General features: G+C 28.9%; 14 protein-coding genes, 9 tRNA genes and 1 pseudogene. 8 read left to right on the forward strand and 16 right to left on the reverse strand.

Annotated features, from left to right (window positions below):
* Nucleotides 1–18 precede the first annotated feature (18 nt).
* From glmS to J5A73_RS10570, 6 genes and pseudogenes are all read right to left on the reverse strand, one after another.
* A pseudogene (gene glmS, locus J5A73_RS08605) lies at nt 19–1,847 on the reverse strand (glutamine--fructose-6-phosphate transaminase (isomerizing)).
* Nucleotides 1,848–2,172: 325 nt separating this feature from the next.
* Nucleotides 2,173–2,247 (reverse strand) — tRNA-Gln (locus J5A73_RS08610).
* 175 nt (nt 2,248–2,422) lie between these two features.
* On the reverse strand, nt 2,423–2,962 hold the full coding sequence (epsC, locus tag J5A73_RS08615; protein WP_211617415.1) for a serine O-acetyltransferase EpsC: 540 nt from the start codon (nt 2,960–2,962) through the stop codon (nt 2,423–2,425).
* 173 nt (nt 2,963–3,135) lie between these two features.
* Nucleotides 3,136–4,053 carry a cysteine synthase A gene (gene cysK, locus J5A73_RS08620; RefSeq protein ID WP_211614956.1) on the reverse strand — a complete coding sequence of 306 codons (918 nt, stop codon included), beginning with the start codon at nt 4,051–4,053 and terminating at the stop codon, nt 3,136–3,138.
* Nucleotides 4,054–4,195: 142 nt separating this feature from the next.
* Nucleotides 4,196–4,921, reverse strand: coding sequence for a M3 family metallopeptidase (locus J5A73_RS10565; protein ID WP_249069238.1), 726 nt, complete (start codon nt 4,919–4,921; stop codon nt 4,196–4,198).
* Nucleotides 4,918–5,889: a hypothetical protein gene (locus J5A73_RS10570; protein WP_249069239.1), complete on the reverse strand. Its 972-nt coding sequence runs from the start codon at nt 5,887–5,889 to the stop codon at nt 4,918–4,920. Before J5A73_RS10570 ends, J5A73_RS10565 begins: the two co-directional genes overlap by 4 nt.
* 321 nt (nt 5,890–6,210) lie before the next feature.
* Between J5A73_RS10570 and J5A73_RS08630 the strand changes: the two genes are divergently transcribed.
* From J5A73_RS08630 to J5A73_RS08665, 8 genes are all read left to right on the forward strand, one after another.
* Nucleotides 6,211–6,831 (forward strand): J domain-containing protein, encoded by a 621-nt coding sequence (locus J5A73_RS08630; protein WP_211614959.1) that lies wholly within the window; start codon nt 6,211–6,213, stop codon nt 6,829–6,831.
* A 75-nt stretch (nt 6,832–6,906) separates the two neighbouring features.
* Nucleotides 6,907–7,383, forward strand: a complete 477-nt coding sequence (locus tag J5A73_RS08635) for a B-box zinc finger protein (protein WP_211614962.1) — start codon at nt 6,907–6,909, stop codon at nt 7,381–7,383.
* 123 nt (nt 7,384–7,506) lie between these two features.
* Nucleotides 7,507–7,977: a hypothetical protein gene (locus J5A73_RS08640; protein WP_211614964.1), complete on the forward strand. Its 471-nt coding sequence runs from the start codon at nt 7,507–7,509 to the stop codon at nt 7,975–7,977.
* Between the two features lie 36 nt (nt 7,978–8,013).
* Nucleotides 8,014–8,472 (forward strand): hypothetical protein, encoded by a 459-nt coding sequence (locus tag J5A73_RS08645; protein ID WP_211614966.1) that lies wholly within the window; start codon nt 8,014–8,016, stop codon nt 8,470–8,472.
* Nucleotides 8,473–8,568: 96 nt separating this feature from the next.
* A complete protein-coding gene (locus J5A73_RS08650) occupies nt 8,569–9,738 on the forward strand; it encodes a YARHG domain-containing protein (RefSeq protein ID WP_211614970.1) in 1,170 nt (389 codons plus the stop codon).
* Between the two features lie 73 nt (nt 9,739–9,811).
* Nucleotides 9,812–11,287 (forward strand): hypothetical protein, encoded by a 1,476-nt coding sequence (locus tag J5A73_RS08655; protein ID WP_211614972.1) that lies wholly within the window; start codon nt 9,812–9,814, stop codon nt 11,285–11,287.
* Nucleotides 11,288–11,348: 61 nt separating this feature from the next.
* A complete protein-coding gene (locus J5A73_RS08660) occupies nt 11,349–11,597 on the forward strand; it encodes a hypothetical protein (protein ID WP_211614975.1) in 249 nt (82 codons plus the stop codon).
* A 177-nt stretch (nt 11,598–11,774) separates the two neighbouring features.
* The gene (locus tag J5A73_RS08665; RefSeq protein ID WP_211614977.1) at nt 11,775–14,255 is read left to right on the forward strand and encodes an AMP-binding protein; all 2,481 of its coding nucleotides are present in this window, start codon (nt 11,775–11,777) and stop codon (nt 14,253–14,255) included.
* 248 nt (nt 14,256–14,503) lie between these two features.
* Here the strand turns inward: J5A73_RS08665 and ricT are convergent, their stop codons facing one another.
* From ricT to J5A73_RS08715, 10 genes are all read right to left on the reverse strand, one after another.
* Nucleotides 14,504–15,016, reverse strand: a complete 513-nt coding sequence (gene ricT / locus J5A73_RS08670; RefSeq protein ID WP_094079677.1) for a PSP1 domain-containing protein — start codon at nt 15,014–15,016, stop codon at nt 14,504–14,506.
* Nucleotides 15,013–15,711, reverse strand: coding sequence for a DNA repair protein RadC (radC, locus tag J5A73_RS08675; RefSeq protein ID WP_211614980.1), 699 nt, complete (start codon nt 15,709–15,711; stop codon nt 15,013–15,015). The genes ricT and radC overlap by 4 nt, the downstream gene beginning before the upstream one ends.
* A 122-nt stretch (nt 15,712–15,833) precedes the next feature.
* Nucleotides 15,834–15,909, reverse strand: a tRNA-Phe gene (locus J5A73_RS08680).
* Nucleotides 15,910–15,912: 3 nt separating this feature from the next.
* Nucleotides 15,913–15,999: transfer RNA gene (locus tag J5A73_RS08685), tRNA-Ser, on the reverse strand.
* Nucleotides 16,000–16,067: 68 nt separating this feature from the next.
* Nucleotides 16,068–16,142: transfer RNA gene (locus J5A73_RS08690), tRNA-Glu, on the reverse strand.
* Nucleotides 16,143–16,154: 12 nt separating this feature from the next.
* Nucleotides 16,155–16,231 (reverse strand) — tRNA-Ile (locus J5A73_RS08695).
* A 3-nt stretch (nt 16,232–16,234) separates the two neighbouring features.
* Nucleotides 16,235–16,311, reverse strand: a tRNA-Arg gene (locus J5A73_RS08700).
* Nucleotides 16,312–16,323: 12 nt separating this feature from the next.
* Nucleotides 16,324–16,399 (reverse strand) — tRNA-Lys (locus J5A73_RS08705).
* A 6-nt stretch (nt 16,400–16,405) separates the two neighbouring features.
* A tRNA-Gly gene (locus J5A73_RS08710) sits at nt 16,406–16,481 on the reverse strand.
* A gap of 13 nt (nt 16,482–16,494) precedes the next feature.
* A tRNA-Leu gene (locus J5A73_RS08715) sits at nt 16,495–16,582 on the reverse strand.
* Between the last annotated feature and the right edge of the window lie 2 nt (nt 16,583–16,584).

The following is a 16,584-nucleotide window of genomic DNA, read 5'->3' on the forward strand; positions in this document are numbered from 1 at the left end:
CAAATATTCTTTTTTTATTTATTCTACAGTTACTGATTTTGCCAAGTTTCTTGGTTTATCCACATCATTTCCTTTTAATTTTGATAAATAATATGCTAACAACTGATGGATGATAATTGACAAGAATCCTGTATATTCATCTTCAACTGCTGGTATATAAAATACTTCATCAGCAACTTCTTCCACCAATGTATTTCCTTCTTTTGCAACCGCAATTACATAAGCTCCTCTTGCCACAACTTCTTTTATATTTGAAACTGATTTATCGAATAAATCTGATTGAGTAACATTTATTACAACTGGCACACCTTCGTCAATCAACGCTATTGTTCCATGTTTTAATTCTCCCGAAGCAAATGCTTCTGAATGAATGTAAGAAATTTCTTTAGATTTTAGTGCACCTTCTACGGCTATCATATAATCTAATCCTCTTCCCAAATAAAAAATACTTTGTTGATTCAATATTTTTGCAGCTACTTTTTCAACTTTTTCTGAATGTTCCAACACTTTTTCAACTTTTTCTTTAAGATTATAAAGTGAATCTATATCATGTTCATATTGCTCTTTTGTAATTTTATTAAATTTATAAGCCATATCAATTGCTAATAAGTACAAAATCATCATTTGAGTGCTGTAAGCCTTAGTTGAAGCAACGGCTATTTCAGGACCTGCCCAAGTGTAAATTACATGATCCGCTTCTCTTGCAATTGAAGAACCGACAACATTAGTTATTGCCACAACTTTAGCACCTTTTCTTTTACCTTCTTTCATAGCTTCCAAAGTGTCCAAAGTTTCTCCAGATTGACTCAATACAATAATTAGCGTATTTTCATCAATAACTGGATTTCTATATCTGAATTCTGAAGCTAATTCGACATCCACTTTTATTCTAGTTTTTTTCTCAATTATGTATTTTCCAACCAATCCTGCGTGATATGCAGTTCCACAAGCTACTATATATACATTGCTTACACCTTCTAAATATTCTTTTGTAAGTCCAGCGTCTTCAAAATTAATTTTTTTATTTTCATCAATTCTGCTGTTCAAAGTTTCCATCAAAACTTTTGGCTGCTCATAAATTTCTTTTTCCATGAAATATTCGTAACCGCCTTTTGAAGCAGCTTCCAAATCCCACTCAACATGAGTTACATCTCTTTTTACTTCATTTCCTTCAGTATCCATTATTTTAACAGAATCTTTTTTTATTTCTACAATTTCATTATTTTCAATTAAATATATATCTCTTGTATATTTTAAAATTGCTGGAATATCAGAAGCGATAAAGTTTTCCCCTTTTCCAAGTCCCAAAATTAATGGACTTTCCTTTCTTGCAGCAATAATTCTATCTGGCTCTGAAATTGACATCATTCCTAGTGCATACGCACCTTTAATAATTTTTAACATTTTTTTTACGGCTTCCAGCAAATCACCTTCATAAAGGCTATCTAGCAAATGAGCCACAACTTCCGTATCAGTTTCAGAAATAAATTCATATCCTTTTGAAATCAAATCTTTTTTAATTCCAAGTAATTTTCAATAATTCCATTGTGAACTACAACTAAAGTCTTATCTTTATTAAAATGCGGATGAGAATTTACATCAGATGGTTTTCCATGAGTTGCCCATCTTGTATGCCCAATTCCAATATTACCTTTCAAAGGATTCTCTTTTAAAGCATTTTCCAAATTTTTTAATCTTCCAACTTTTTTTACAATGTCAAATTTTGACTTTCCAGTATTTACAGCAATTCCAGCTGAATCATATCCCCTGTATTCCAATTTCTCTAATCCATCAATTACAAAATCTTGAGCATTTTGTGAACCGATGTAACCTACTATTCCACACATAGCGTTCTCCTTTACAAATATAAAATTCAAAAAGAATAATCACTATAATATTTTTGTTTTATAATTTCTTATAACTTTTGTATATTATTCAGGTTGTGATAACCCAAAGAGCATCCGCCGAATTTTCGATAACTCTTTTTCCTCGTCTCCTTTTTTAAAAAGGTCTGGCGCTATTTTTAATTTTTATTCTTTTTGTTAAATAATTATATCAAATTTACTATTTTTTTTCAATATTTTATTTTTTTTATAAATTATAAAATTTAAAATAAAAAAAACTGTCTTTTTAGACAGTTTTATATAAATAACTATTTTAAATTTTTAAAAATGGCTGGGCTGAATGGATTCGAACCATTGCATGCTAGAGTCAAAGTCTAGTGCCTTACCGCTTGGCGACAGCCCAACAAGTCATAACTTTTACGACTATGTAAGTATATCAAAAAAAAATAATTTTGTCAACACTTTTTTTTATTTTAATTGAAAAAAATTTTTTTATTATTTGATTTAAAGTTCAAAAATATAGAGAATATCGAACCTTTCTTTCAATATTCTCCATCTTCAAAACTTACTTTTTCAAATTAAATATGCCACATAAAAAAGTCTTCTTCAGCTTTTTGAATAATTCTTGCGGGAATTCCAACAGCTACGGCATTGTCGGGAACATCTTTTAAAACAACGGAATTTGCACCTATTTTTACATTATTTCCGACCGTTATATTTCCCAAAATTTTAGCTCCCGCACCAACTGTCACATTATTTTTTAATGTAGGATGTCTTTTTCCTTTCTCGGTCGTCACTCCACCTAAAGTCACACCGTGATAAATTACACAATCATCGCCAATTTCAGCAGTTTCTCCAACTACAATTCCCATTCCGTGGTCAAAGAAAATTCGTTTTCCTAAAGTTGCTCCTGGATGAATTTCTATTCCAGTAAAAAATCTTGAAATTTGAGAAAAAAGTCTAGCCAAGAAAAAAAGTTTTTTCTTTTGAAAAAAATGCGCTATTTTGTGATTTATTACCGCATGTAGCGACGGATATAATAAAATTTCTAATTTATGTCTGGCCGCTGGATCTTTTTGAGCGATATTGTCAAATTCTTCTTTTAATTGTTTAAAAATGGCAAACTCCTCCTTTTTAATTTTTTTATTTTTTATTTTTTTACTGTTACATATGCTTAAATTTAATAAAATTTATAAAAAAATTTCAAGTAAATAATTTATTAATACTTGAATTATTTTCATATTTATATATTTTGTAAATTAAGGGAGCAAAAATATACTCCCTTTTTTTATTATAAACTGTTTCTAAATGCTTCAACTGACAAATATTTTTCTCCGCCATCTGGTAATATAGCTAGTACTTTTTTACCTTTTCCTAATTTTTTAGCTACTTTGTAAGCTGCAGCTATTGCACTTCCTGAAGAAATTCCAACGAATAATCCATTTTCTTTTGCAGCTCTTGTAGAAAATTCTATAGCTTCCTCATTTGTTACTTTTACAATTTCATCAACTACGCTGCTGTCATAGTTACCAGGAACGAATCCAGCTCCAAGTCCTTGTTGCAAATGTTTTCCAGGTTGTTCTCCTGATAATACAGCTGATGAAGAAGGTTCTACAGCATATATTTTTGTATCTGGTCTTTCTTCTTTTAATCTTTTTCCAACTCCAACAAGAGTCCCAGCTGTTCCAACTCCTGAAATATAAGCGTCTAGTACAGGAAAATCATCTAAAATTTCTTTTGCTGTTGTTTCATAGTGTTTTGCAGGGTTAGCAGGATTTTTAAATTGTTGTGGCAAGAAGTATCCATTTTCTTTTGCAAGTTCTTCAGCTTTTGCAATTGCACCTTTCATTCCTTTTGCACCTTCAGTTAAAATTAATTCAGCTCCATAAGCAGCTAAAATACTTCTTCTTTCAATACTCATTGAATCTGGCATAATAATTATAACTTTGTATCCTTTTGCTTTTCCTATCATTGCTAATGCAATTCCTGTATTTCCTGATGTTGGTTCTACAATTGTTCCACCTGGTTTTAATTCTCCAGATTTTTCTGCAGCTTCAATCATTCCAAGAGCCGCTCTATCTTTTACACTTCCCCCAATATTATATTTTTCCAATTTTACATAAATATCAGCAACATCGTCACCTTTTAAAAAATTTAATTTTACAACTGGTGTATTTCCAATTAAATCAATAATATTTTCGTATATCATATATTTTCCTCCATAATTTATTATATTTTTTCTCTCATATTTGTATCTACAATTAGTATACCACTAAACATTTGTAAATGCAAGTAAAAAAATTTATTTAATCATATATTTTTTTTATAATTTAATATATTTTATTTATAATTTATAATTTCATATCATCAACGCTGTCTAAATATTCTTTTATCTTTGGAACAACTTCAGATAATACACCTTTTTCAAATGGATTTTTCAAATTTGCCGACTTCATTAATTCAAAAAACGGTTTGCTTCCTCCTAATTTACATAAATTTAAATATTCACTCCAAGCCTTTTCTCTATTTTCATTGGCTTTAATCCAAAACTGGAATGCGCAAACTTGCGCTAAAGTGTAATCTATATAGTAAAATGGGGATGAAAAAATATGTCCTTGTCTAAACCAGAAAATTCCTTCTTTTAGTTCTTCGATTTCACCATAATCTCTTGTTGGAAGATATTTTTTTTCAATTTCAAGCCATTTTTCTCTTCTTTCTTGCGGCGAAACTTCTGGATTTTCGTAAACCCAGTGCTGAAATTCGTCCACAGTTACTCCATATGGAATGAACAAAAGCGCTTCTGATAAATGATTAAACTTATATTTTTCAGTATCTTCTTCAAAAAACAAATTCATCCACGGCCAAGTCAAAAATTCCATGCTCATCGAATGAATTTCACAAGCTTCGTAAGTTGGCCACAAATATTCTGGAACTTCATAGCCACGACTTTGATAAACTTGAAAAGCGTGTCCAGCTTCATGTGTCAAAACATCGACATCGTGCGAAGTCGCATTGAAATTTGCAAAAATAAATGGTGATTTGTAATCTGGAATGTAAGTGCAGTATCCACCGCTCATCTTTCCTTTTTTGAAAGCAAGTCAAGTAAATTATTTTCAGTCATAAATGTAAAAAATTCGTCAGTTTCTTTAGATAATTCTTTATACATTGTTTTTCCATTATTTAAAATCCATTCAGGTGAACCATGCGGATCGGCATTTCCAGAATTAAATTTTATCGCTTCGTCATAAAATCTCAATTTTTCTACACCCAATCTTTTTTCCTGTCTTTTTCTAAGTTCTGTATGAATTGGCACAATGTTTTCTAACACTTGTTTTCTATATCCAGCGACCATTTTTGCGTCATATTCAAGTCGAGATAATCTTTTGTAGCCAAATTCCACATAATTTTTGTAACCCAATTTTTTTGCCATCTTATCTCTAACTTTTACAAGCGAGTCGTAAATGTTGTCAAATTCTTCTTTATTTTCAGAAAAAAAATTAGCAACTTTTTTAGCCGCTTCAATTCTCACATTTCTGTCTTTTGACTGAGTGTAAGGCACCATTTGTGATAAATTTAGCTCTTTTCCGTCAAACTCAATTTTTGCACTTGCGATAAGTTTTTCATATTTACTTGTAAGTCTATTTTCTTCCTGAAAATCTGGGATGACTTCGCTAGAAAATGTTTTTAGTGTATTTTCAGCTTTTTCAAATAAAAATTTCCCGTATTTTTGGGTTAACTCTTTTTTAAATTTAGAATTTACAAGCGCTTTATAAAAATCATTTGTAAAACTAAATAAAATTGGACTAATTTCGTCCATATATTCGTTTTCCTTATCGTAAAATTCATCAGTTGTATCAATGCTATGTCTAATTGACACAAGTGTCTGCATCGTATCCAAATAATTTCTAAGTTTTATAATTTTGTCAAAATATTCACATTGTTCTTCCACATTTTTAGAATTTTCAAAATTTTTAATATTTTCAGAAAATTCAGCTTTTATTTTTTCCACTTCAATATGTTCATATTTGTAGTCATTAAAGTTCATCTTTTTACTTCCTTTCGTTTAGTTAATTAATTTATTTAAATTATTTATTTTTCATATCAAAAGATTACCACAGTTATGGAAAAAAAGCAATTTTTTATTTGAAATTTATAAAATAAAAAAATTTTATTTTTATAATTTTTTAATTAAATATAAAAAAATAATATTTTTATAATATAAAACAATAAAAAATAAAGTATAATATTAAAAATATGTCTAAAATTTTAATATTACGAAGAGAAAAATATGAAAAAATTTATTTTTATAAATTATAGAATTACACTGTAATATTAAATATTATAATTTTTGAGAAAGGTAGGAAATATGAATAAACAAATAGTCAGAATTATTCAGTTTACGATAAATTCAGTCTTAATTTTTGTAACTGTAACTAGTGGAATTCTAGGATTTCTTCTTTTGATTCCTCTTGCAATAACAGCTCTTATAAGTTTTTTTGCTCATAATTGGAGCTTCTTTTGGAATTTTTTGGTTATAGTAGCTATTTTGCTGGGAGTTGCATTTTCTTTAGATACATTAAGTTTTAAACTGCCAGAAATGTTTGGAAAATTTTTTGAAGAAGATAAAGATGATGAAAAAATACATCAAGAATATGAAAATTGGTACAGCGAATGGTTCCAAAAAGAATACGAAAAATATGAGCATGCAAGACAAGAGCAGCAAAAGCAACAAGGATATGGAGCTCAATATTCCACAGAAGATATAATCGAAAAATTTGAAGAAAATTTAAAAATACTTGGATTGGAGACAAATTCACAACTTTCACTTCAAAATATCAAAAAAGCACATAGAACAAAAGCAAAAGAATATCATCCAGATAGAAATCCAGGAAAAGATACAACCGTTGAAATGCAGAAAATTAATGCAGCTAAAGAATATTTAGATGCCAATTTGGAATATTATTTATCTAAAAAATTTCAAAATTAAAAATATTAAAAGTTGAAATTTTTTATAAAATACATGATAATATTAAATAAATAAGTATTATTAGGAGGAAATATTATGAAATGTTTTTATCATCACGATAAAGATGCTCACGCAATATGTAAAAATTGTGGTAAAGCAATTTGTAGTGATTGTTCGATAACTCGAAAAGATGAAGCATATTGTCCAGACTGTTTTAGTAATCTTATTGCCTATCATGAAAAAAACTTATCAAAAATGAGAATGATATACATTGTAAGTATAATTACAGCCGCTGTAGTATTTTTTATGAATGTTGAAAAAAGTTTTGAAGGAGCATTACTTATGGCTATGTGGTTTGGAAGCATTCCAATAGGATTATATTATGCATTTAGGGCACGAAGTCCTTATGTGGCAATTACTCTTGAAGGATTTGGACAGCTACTGTTAATAAGATTAGTAGTAGCACTTTTATTTGGACCAATTTATACATTACTTTCAGTTATTAATTATTTAAAAGCAGCAGCAATACTTCGAAAAAATAAAGCTCTACTTGAAGAAATAATATCTCGTTAAAACAATAAAAAATAAAAAAATTTTTTTAATTTATTAAATATTTGGTATTATCGTGTATTTTATAAAAATTTCAACTTTTAAAATTATAAAAATATTATAAAATTAATAAAGAAGGAGATTAATATGAAATCTAAAGAATATAATTATATAAAACTTTGCTATCTGATAAAATATGTTTTTATTGCAATTTTTGTTATAAGAGCATTATTTTTTGTTATTTTTTTAGAAAAAGAAACAAGTGATGTAATAATTGGTCTTATAATTTGGTCTGCCATTATTCTTTACATTTTTAAAGGTTTTAATTTAGAAGGTTCATTGATAAGAAGAGAGCTGAAACGAAGAATGGAAAAATTGCCAATACCAAAGGAAAATAATTTCAGCTGGTCAGAAAAAGGTGAAACAGGAGTATTCTTTACCGATCCTGAAAAGGGAACATTTTGGTTTTGCAGCAATCAGACAAATTATGATCTATATGTTTATCCCATAATGGAATTTAAAATATATGAGAATAACACTACAATTTTTTTTGAAAAAATAGCAGGAGATTGTGATTTAAAAAAATTTAAAATTTTAAAGCCAAAACAAGAAAATTAAAATTTATAAAAATTAAAAAAAAAGGAAGTGAAAATAATGAAAAATTTATTATTAGTTGGATTATTACTAGGAAGTTTTGCGTTCGGACAAACAATCGTAACAAAAAAAGGAAGCTATTGCACAGGAATTACATCTATTGGTGGAGACCACGGTTCTGGAGCGGGAGAATTTTTTAGATTTTATAAAGTTTGTAACATTAACGGCAAAGAATATAACGATGTGGCTCTTGGATATACTTGGGGAAGAAGCGATAATGTAGCGCCGTATAAATTTTTTAATAAAAAATTGAAAGCTAATCATAAAACATACTTTAATGCGGGTACAAAATTAAATTTTGAAAAAAATTATACTGTAGAAATGCGTGGAACAGGTTACTCAAAATCATCTGACCTTGGCTTTGAAAATGTTGGATTTTTTGAGAAAACTGTAAAAAACTATTTTGGTTTTGAAGCGGCAGATTATAAAAAATTGCCATTTACTGATGAAATTAAATAACTTTGATAGAATTTTGAAAAGAAAATTCAGGATTGTCAAACAAAAATTATAAATATGAGCAGTCCAAAAACAGCTAAAGAAAGGAAATATTTAAATATGAAAAAATTATCAATCACAATTCTTATTTTAGCATTTATGGTATCTTGTTCAAACCAAAATAAAGATAATAATGCAAAAGATACTAGATATCAATCAGCTACTTATACAAAGCCGCAAAATCCACAAGGAGCTACGGTTGCATTAAATTCAACTGATTTTAGGGTTGACAACGATTTTATCTATTATAAAGGAGCAATTTTTACAGGAAAAATTACATTTGATCTTCCACAAAAAAGCGGATATTTCTTTGTAAGCAACGGAAAATTGCAAGGGGAAACTGAAATAAATTATAAATTGACTGGAACAAAGAAAGTGCAAGTTTATGAGGAAGGAAAACTTATGCAGCTTACTCAGACTGAAAATAATGTCACAACTGTCGTAGATTATTCTGATGATCCTGCTTCTATTGATAACCGAAAAATTGTAAAAGTTGCTACAAAATATGATAAAAACTCGTATTCAATGGATTTTGTAACTTTGGATGGAGAAATTAAAAAAGATGGAAAAACTTTGAAGGATTTGGAAGTAAAAGAAGAAGATTATCAAAAATATGTAAGCGGAGTAATTGGAGAAAATGGCGGAATTTATAAAATTTACTATAGCTTTGACAAATCAACTGGAGAAGTTACTGAAACACAATATAAACTTGATTCTAAAAAACAAAAAATCGAAACATTGTCTGGAATTAGAAAATTAAGTGAAATTAATATGGTACTTGAAAATGGAATGACTTTATTTAGAAGAATAATGTCAGATACTGGAGAAAGTGCCACTCCTGCTGCTGCAACTCCAGTTCCAGGACAATCAGGACAGCCTGCCGCTCCTGCTCCAAATGCAACAAATTCAGCAAATACAACTAATCCTAATCCAATTACTCCATCAGCGCAGTCTAATCAAAATGACGATGATTTGGCGACATTGGACAGAGTTTACGATGAGGTTATGCATAAAAACAACAAAGACATACTAAAAACTTTTTCAAAACAAAAATTGGGATATATAAGAAATACACTATTTGCAAAAAAGGGATATATATTCACAAAAAGTCGTGAATATGCTGATTATTTTTCTAAAAAAAGTTGGTATAACGGAAGATACAACACAGATGAAATTTTAAATCCAGAAGAGAAAAAATTTGTTCTTATAATAAGAGAATATGAACAATAATCTATATAAATTATTTTAGATTTATACTAAAAAATATAAAATTATTTTGTTTATGTAAAAAATAGGAGGAAAAATGGATAATAATAATAATACAGAAAATAAAACAAATAATCAAAATTCAAATGCAAATAATAATTCTGGAAATATTTCACAATCAGGATTCTTAGATAATATTCTACAAAAAGATAATGAAAATAATAAACTTTTTTTGAAAATAGTATTCTGGCTGACTGCAGCCGCTTCAGTTATACTTCTTTATACTGGAATAAAAGGTTTAAGTTTATACCTTAATGCAAAAAAAGCTGCTTCAGAAGCTAGTTCAGGATCTTTAGATAATTTGTTTAGTAGTGGTGCAAATTTACTGGGAAAAGGGATGGATTTCTTTTCAACAGCTAAAACAATGCAAGGGATTTTAAATTTAATAGTAATTGCTGTAATTGTGGCTGCTGTTTTGATTTATCTAAAGGCAAAAAAAGAAAATAAAATAGAAAAATTAAAAAATCTAAATTATTATTTTATTGGTGGATTTATAATATTTGGACTTTTAGAAATGTATGCAGTGCATGGACTTATAAAAGCATTAACTTCTTTATCAGGTATGTTTGGAGCAGCTACAGGCTCAGCACCAAATTTTGGTTTAATAAAATTTTCTTTAGCATTGACTTTCATAACTTCATTAGGTTCGGTAATAACTAATTATTTTGTTATTTTTAGAGGAAAAAATATAGAAATTGAAGATATAAAATCAGAATGGAATAACGGAGCTGAAAAAATAAATGCAATAGATCCTGAAAAAAAGAAAAAATATACAGCTATTGGAATAGCTATAGTTGGAATTATTGCATTATACTATATTTGCGCAAATTTCATATTTTTGCAAAATTTTGACTTTAATAAATATTATACAGTTAGAATCGATGGAGCTTCTGGAAGCGGGAAAATAACAAATTATCAAAATCCTGAATTTCCGCTAGAAACTGCAAATGGCAATACAGAAAAACCTAAAAAAGAGGAAGAGTTTGCAAAAGAAGGAGGAATTACATTTAATTTTTCCAAAACTGAAGGAATACAAAATGGAGATACAATTGATGTTGAAGTTTCTTATAATAAAGATGCAGCAAAAAAATTAAAGATTCGTCCTCAAAACAGTAAATTTAAAATAAAAATCAATGGACTTCTTGAATATGCTAAAAATGCTAATCAAGTAAAAGATTTGAAAAATTATATTACAAAACTTGCACAGAGAAAAATTGAATTGCAAAAAGATGATAATCCTTCTGATAATCCTAATTTATCAGGAATTTATTACAAACAAGATGAAAATGGAAATTTATCAATTAAATACTTCATTCAAAACACATTTGCTGGATTCCTTGGCAATACTGAATCTTTTGAACCAGTTGAAATTGGGAACATAGTTTTAGATAAAAATAACAACATTACTTCTTATGAAGAAATAAAATCTAACTCTTTTTCTTCAGAAAAATATAATAACGCTGGAGAAGTTCAAGCTGCGATGAGTTCACAAGGATATACTTTATTAAATTAAAATAATAAACAAAAAAAATAAAAAAATAAAAAAAAATAAAAAAAGAAAGAAGGAAAAATATATGAAAAAAATTATACTATTATTAACACTTGTAATATCTTTATTTTCATTTTCAGCAAATAAAAGTTCTAAAAACACAAAAAGAAATACAACATCAACTAGAACAAAATCTACAAAAAAAGATGCTATGAATATGAGAAGGTTTAGTTTTCTCGATTTAGCAAAATATCCTGACCCCAATCGAAAACCACCTACTAATTACAAAAAAGTAAGAGAAGAATATTTTAAGAAACATCCTGAATTAAAATAATAAATAACAACAGTAGAATTATAAATAGTTTAATGAGCAATTTTATTACAAAATAAAATTGCTCTATTTTATTTTGAATATTTTTACTGCAACAATAAAATTACAAATATAGAAAAAAATAGCGTAACAATTCAAAATATGATATAATTTTTTTATCTAAAAAGAGGAGGAAAATATATGTTTTTACAAAGAACGGATAGACTTGCTTTAGTCGATTTTAAAAATAGACATATAAATTATACCGAGCTTATAAATAATATTAAATATTTTTCAGAATATGTAGTAAATTTAGAAAAAGACAGATTTGGACTTATAATTATGGAAAATCGTCCTGAGTGGATTTACGGATTTATGGCTATTTGGGATAAAAATTCGGCAGGAATTGCACTTGATGCGAATAGCAACCCTCAAGAAATTTTGTATGTGTTAAATGACGCAAATCCTGATATTATTTTGTGTTCTGATGAGACTCAAAAAAATATAATTGATGCTGTTAATCAATATGAATTTAAAGATAAAATAAAAATAATTAATGTTGATAAAGTTAAAATTGATGAAGAAAAATTAAATTTTATAAAAAATTTAGATTTTGAGCTAAACAATCCAACTGGAGATGAAACTGCTGCAATGCTCTACACTTCTGGAACGACTGGAAATCCTAAAGGAGTTATGCTCTCATTTGACAACTTAAATTCTGAAATGGAAGGAATTTATGAAAAAGGAATTTTTGACTACCGTGACCAAATTTTGGCACTACTTCCATTTCATCACATTTTGCCACTTACAGCGACTGTGCTTTTGATGTTAAAATATCAGACTTCTATCGTTTTTGTGGAAAAAATTGCAAGTAAAGAGATTTTCGAAGCTCTTGAAAAAAATAGAGTTACAGCGCTAATTGGGGTTCCAAGAGTGTTTAAATTATTTTATGATGGAGTTATGGAGCAAATTAATGCAAAATTTTTAACAAGAACTATTTACAAAATTATGAAAAACTCAAATTCTATAAAATTAAAACGAAAAGTATTCGCAAAAGTTCACAAAAAATTTGGAGGACATTTGGATTTTATCGTCGTTGGTGGAGCAAAAATGGATCCTGAAATTTCAAGATTTTACGAAACTCTGGGAATTTATGCTCTGGAGGGTTACGGACTTACTGAAACTTCGCCAGTTATTGCAGTAAATTCTAAAAAAGAGAGAAAAATTGGAACTGTTGGGAAAAAACTTTTTAATGTCGAAGTAAAGATTGAAAATGAAGAGCTTATGGTAAAAGGACCAATTGTGATGAAAGGTTATTATAATAAGCCGGAAAAAACAAAAGAAGTGATTACTGAAGATGGATGGTTTAAAACAGGGGATTTAGCGACAATTGACAACGAAGGATTTGTCACAATTCGGGGAAGACGAAATACGATGATTGTTTTATCGAATGGTAAAAATATTGATCCTGAAACCCTAGAAGATAGAGTTCTAAAAAAAAGTGACGGACTTATAAAGGAAATCGGAATTTTTAATCATAAAAATAAACTTGCGGCAATAATTGTTCCCGATTTATTGGAATTTAGAAAAAGAAATATTACAAACACAAAAACTTACATAAAAAATATTGTAGAAGACTACAACTTAAAAGCTCATAACTATGAAAAAATACTGGATTATAAACTTTTTGAAAATGAATTGCCAAAAACTCGAGTTGGAAAAACAAGAAGATTTATGTTGCCTGACTTATACGAAAAAGGTGAAACAGATAAAAAAGAAAAAGTAATCGAGCCAGATAACGAAATTTACAGAATTTTAAAAGAATATGTCAAAAAGAATAAAGGAATTGCTCCACAGCCACAAGAAAATCTGGAACTTGAAATTGGAATGGATTCGCTTGACATCGTCGAATTTTTTGCATATATTGAAAGTAACTTTGGAATTAGACTAGATGAAGATGAGTTTTCTAAAATGCCTAATTTACTTTTGCTTTCTGAATATATCAACCAAAAAGCTACAAAAATTGAAGATAATGAAGTTGACTGGAAAAAGATAATTGATGAAACTAAACCGATTGTTGACAATAAAAATCGTTGGGTTACAAAAATTTTAAAACCACTTCAACCAATAGTTGATTTGTATTTTAGGACAAAAAAAATAAATAAAAAAAATCTTACGGCAGAACCTCAAATTTTTGTCTCAAACCATCAAAGTTTTGTTGATCCAGTTGTATTAGGAACTCTGCTTCCACGAAAAATATTAAATAACACTTTATTTTTAGCAATTGACTGGTATTTTAAAAAAGGATTTATGAAACTTCTTGTAAGTCACGGAAATGTTATTTTAGTTGATATAAACAAAAATATAAGAAAAAGTGTGGAAGAAATTGTTGGACATTTAAAAAGCGGTAAAAGTGTGCTTATTTTCCCTGAAGGTGCTAGGTCAAAAGATGGAAAAGTTGCTGAGTTTAAAAAAGTATTTGCGATCATAGCTAAAGAAATGGATGTAGATATTCAGTGCCTAGGTATAAAAGGTGCATTTAACGCATATTCAAGATATATGAAATTTCCAAGACCGAAAAAAATTGAAGTTGCGGTGCTAGAAAAATTTAAACCATCTGGCAGTTATGACGAAATTTGCAAGAAAGCACAAAATATTATAAAAAAATACATGGAAAATTAATAATAAATAATTAAAATTTTTATGAAAAATAAAAATACATAAAAATTAAATTTATAAAAAACAATTTTTTCTTAACATAAAAACAAAAAAAGATAAATTTTAGATATTTTCTAATTTTTATCTTTTTTAATTTTTTATTTTATAGTAAAACTGCTTTAAAATCGAACTCAAAAACTATGACTATTTTACTCAACTTCTAAATTTATATAATTTTTAATAATTTAATTTTAAATAGATTTGAGTAAATTTTACCAATAAATCTCTCTTCCATATTTTCCAAATGCTGATAAAATACGACCTTCATCATTTACTTTAATTTGATAAAACTCCACTCTCTTTTTAAAAGTTCTGTTCACTTCTTTTACCAATTCCCTAAAATCAAGTCTTTTTTCCGCCGTAAAATAAAAAATTAGCTTATTTTCATCAAAAGTATACTCGCCAATTACAAGATTCATTTCAGGAAGAAATCTTTTTACAATTTTTTTACATATAAAATAAGCTTCGTCTGCCTTTTTATCAAGCTCCGTAAGTTTATTTATTTCACTTTCATTCAATTTTCGCTTAACTTCACGCATTTTTAGTTCTTCTTTTTCCTCCAAAATCTTTTCCTGATTCAACACAGCGTCCAAAACAATCCCAATCTGCTCTCCACGAATGGTATCAACCAAGACATAATCTCCCTTTTTATAATTTTCCACTTCATTAATTATAAACGGATAAACTTTTTTAGTTTTCCTAAATTTTATATTTATTATTTTCACAATATTCCACCTTCTAAAAAACTGAAATATCCCCGCTCACTAATTATCAAATGATCCAAAAGCTGTATTTCTATCTTGTCAAAAAGTTCTTTTATCTTTCTTGTCAAAAAAATATCTGAATCTGATGGCTTTAACGATCCAGATGGATGGTTATGCACAATAATTATTGACTTAGCATTATAATTCAATATCTTTTTTATTAATTCCCTAATATAAACTGTACTTCTATCCAAAGTCCCAAAAAATAACTCTTCTTCTTTCAACAATTCATTTTGACTGTTTAAAAACAAAACTTTAAAAACTTCAATATCTCGTTTCAAAAGAGAACAACTCAAATAGTTTAATAATTTAATATTACTGGATATTTCAATTCTTTTGTTATAAATTTTTTTATACAATCCATTTTCAATTACTTCAAATATCAATTTCAAAAAAACAACAGCTCTTTCCGTCATATTTTTATTTTTTTGCAATTCTTCACTAGATTGCTTCAAAATAGAATACAAATCTCCATATTTCAAAAGCAATTCTTTAGCAATCCCCCTGCAATTTTTTCGCACAATTGTATAAGTCAAGAGCAATTCCAAAATTTCATAATCCTGAAGCCCTTTAGTTCCAACAGTCAAAAATTTTTCTCTCAACCGCTTACGATGTCCTTTTTCTTTTTCTTCATCTTTTTTTAAAATTTCTTCCATTACAATCCCCTCAATTTTTTAACCCTTTTTTATTATATCGTATTTCCCTTTTTTTTTCAACAAATAAAAAAAAAGATGTCTTTTTAAAACATCATACTTTAAATATAAGTTAGTGAATTTAATGGTGCCCAGACGCGGAATCGAACCACGGACACAGGGATTTTCAGTCCCTTGCTCTACCGACTGAGCTATCTGGGCATATGGCGGGTGAACTGGGATTCGAACCCAGACATCTTGCGATTTCGCCGGTTTTCAAGACCGGTCCCTTAGCCGTTCGGACATCCACCCACAACTTAAAAATTTATATCGTAATTACTTCAAAAAAATACCACAATTAATATGGTTTTTAAAAAAAATGGTACGGCCTAGGGGAGTCGAACCCCTGTTGCCAGGATGAAAACCTGGAGTCCTAACCACTAGACGAAGGCCGCATAAAATTTAAATGGTGGATCCAGCTGGACTTGAACCAGCGACCGCTCGGTTATGAGCCGAGTGCTCTAACCAGCTGAGCTATGGATCCATATGGCGTGCCTGAAGAGATTCGAACTCCTGGCCCACGGCTTAGAAGGCCGTTGCTCTATCCAACTGAGCTACAGGCACATATGGTAAAAATGGTGAGCCATACTGGGATCGAACCAGTGACACCTTGATTAAAAGTCAAGTGCTCTACCGACTGAGCTAATGGCTCATATTTTGGAGCGGGAGACGAGGGTCGAACTCGCGACATTCAGCTTGGAAGGCTGACGCTCTACCAACTGAGCTACTCCCGCATAAATATGATTGTGGTGCCTCGGGCCGGACTTGAACCGGCACGGAATAATATTCCACAGGATTTTAAGTCCTGTGCGTCTACCGATTTCGCCACCAAGGCAT

The organism is Leptotrichia sp. oral taxon 218, assembly GCF_018128225.1.
In the GTDB taxonomy this organism is placed as follows: domain Bacteria; phylum Fusobacteriota; class Fusobacteriia; order Fusobacteriales; family Leptotrichiaceae; genus Leptotrichia.

What these genes read in the sequence shown, in the direction of transcription:
- J5A73_RS08645 (WP_211614966.1), top strand. Translation starts at nt 8,014, where the DNA reads ATGAAAAATTTATTATTAGTTGGATTATTACTAGGAAGTTTTGCGTTC.
- J5A73_RS08660 (WP_211614975.1), top strand. Translation starts at nt 11,349, where the DNA reads ATGAAAAAAATTATACTATTATTAACACTTGTAATATCTTTATTTTCA.
- radC (WP_211614980.1), bottom strand. Translation starts at nt 15,711, where the DNA reads ATGGAAGAAATTTTAAAAAAAGATGAAGAAAAAGAAAAAGGACATCGT.
- J5A73_RS10565 (WP_249069238.1), bottom strand. Translation starts at nt 4,921, where the DNA reads ATGAGCGGTGGATACTGCACTTACATTCCAGATTACAAATCACCATTT.
- J5A73_RS08665 (WP_211614977.1), top strand. Translation starts at nt 11,775, where the DNA reads ATGTTTTTACAAAGAACGGATAGACTTGCTTTAGTCGATTTTAAAAAT.
- J5A73_RS08650 (WP_211614970.1), top strand. Translation starts at nt 8,569, where the DNA reads ATGAAAAAATTATCAATCACAATTCTTATTTTAGCATTTATGGTATCT.
- J5A73_RS08655 (WP_211614972.1), top strand. Translation starts at nt 9,812, where the DNA reads ATGGATAATAATAATAATACAGAAAATAAAACAAATAATCAAAATTCA.
- cysK (WP_211614956.1), bottom strand. Translation starts at nt 4,053, where the DNA reads ATGATATACGAAAATATTATTGATTTAATTGGAAATACACCAGTTGTA.
- J5A73_RS08635 (WP_211614962.1), top strand. Translation starts at nt 6,907, where the DNA reads ATGAAATGTTTTTATCATCACGATAAAGATGCTCACGCAATATGTAAA.
- J5A73_RS08640 (WP_211614964.1), top strand. Translation starts at nt 7,507, where the DNA reads ATGAAATCTAAAGAATATAATTATATAAAACTTTGCTATCTGATAAAA.
- J5A73_RS10570 (WP_249069239.1), bottom strand. Translation starts at nt 5,889, where the DNA reads ATGAACTTTAATGACTACAAATATGAACATATTGAAGTGGAAAAAATA.
- J5A73_RS08630 (WP_211614959.1), top strand. Translation starts at nt 6,211, where the DNA reads ATGAATAAACAAATAGTCAGAATTATTCAGTTTACGATAAATTCAGTC.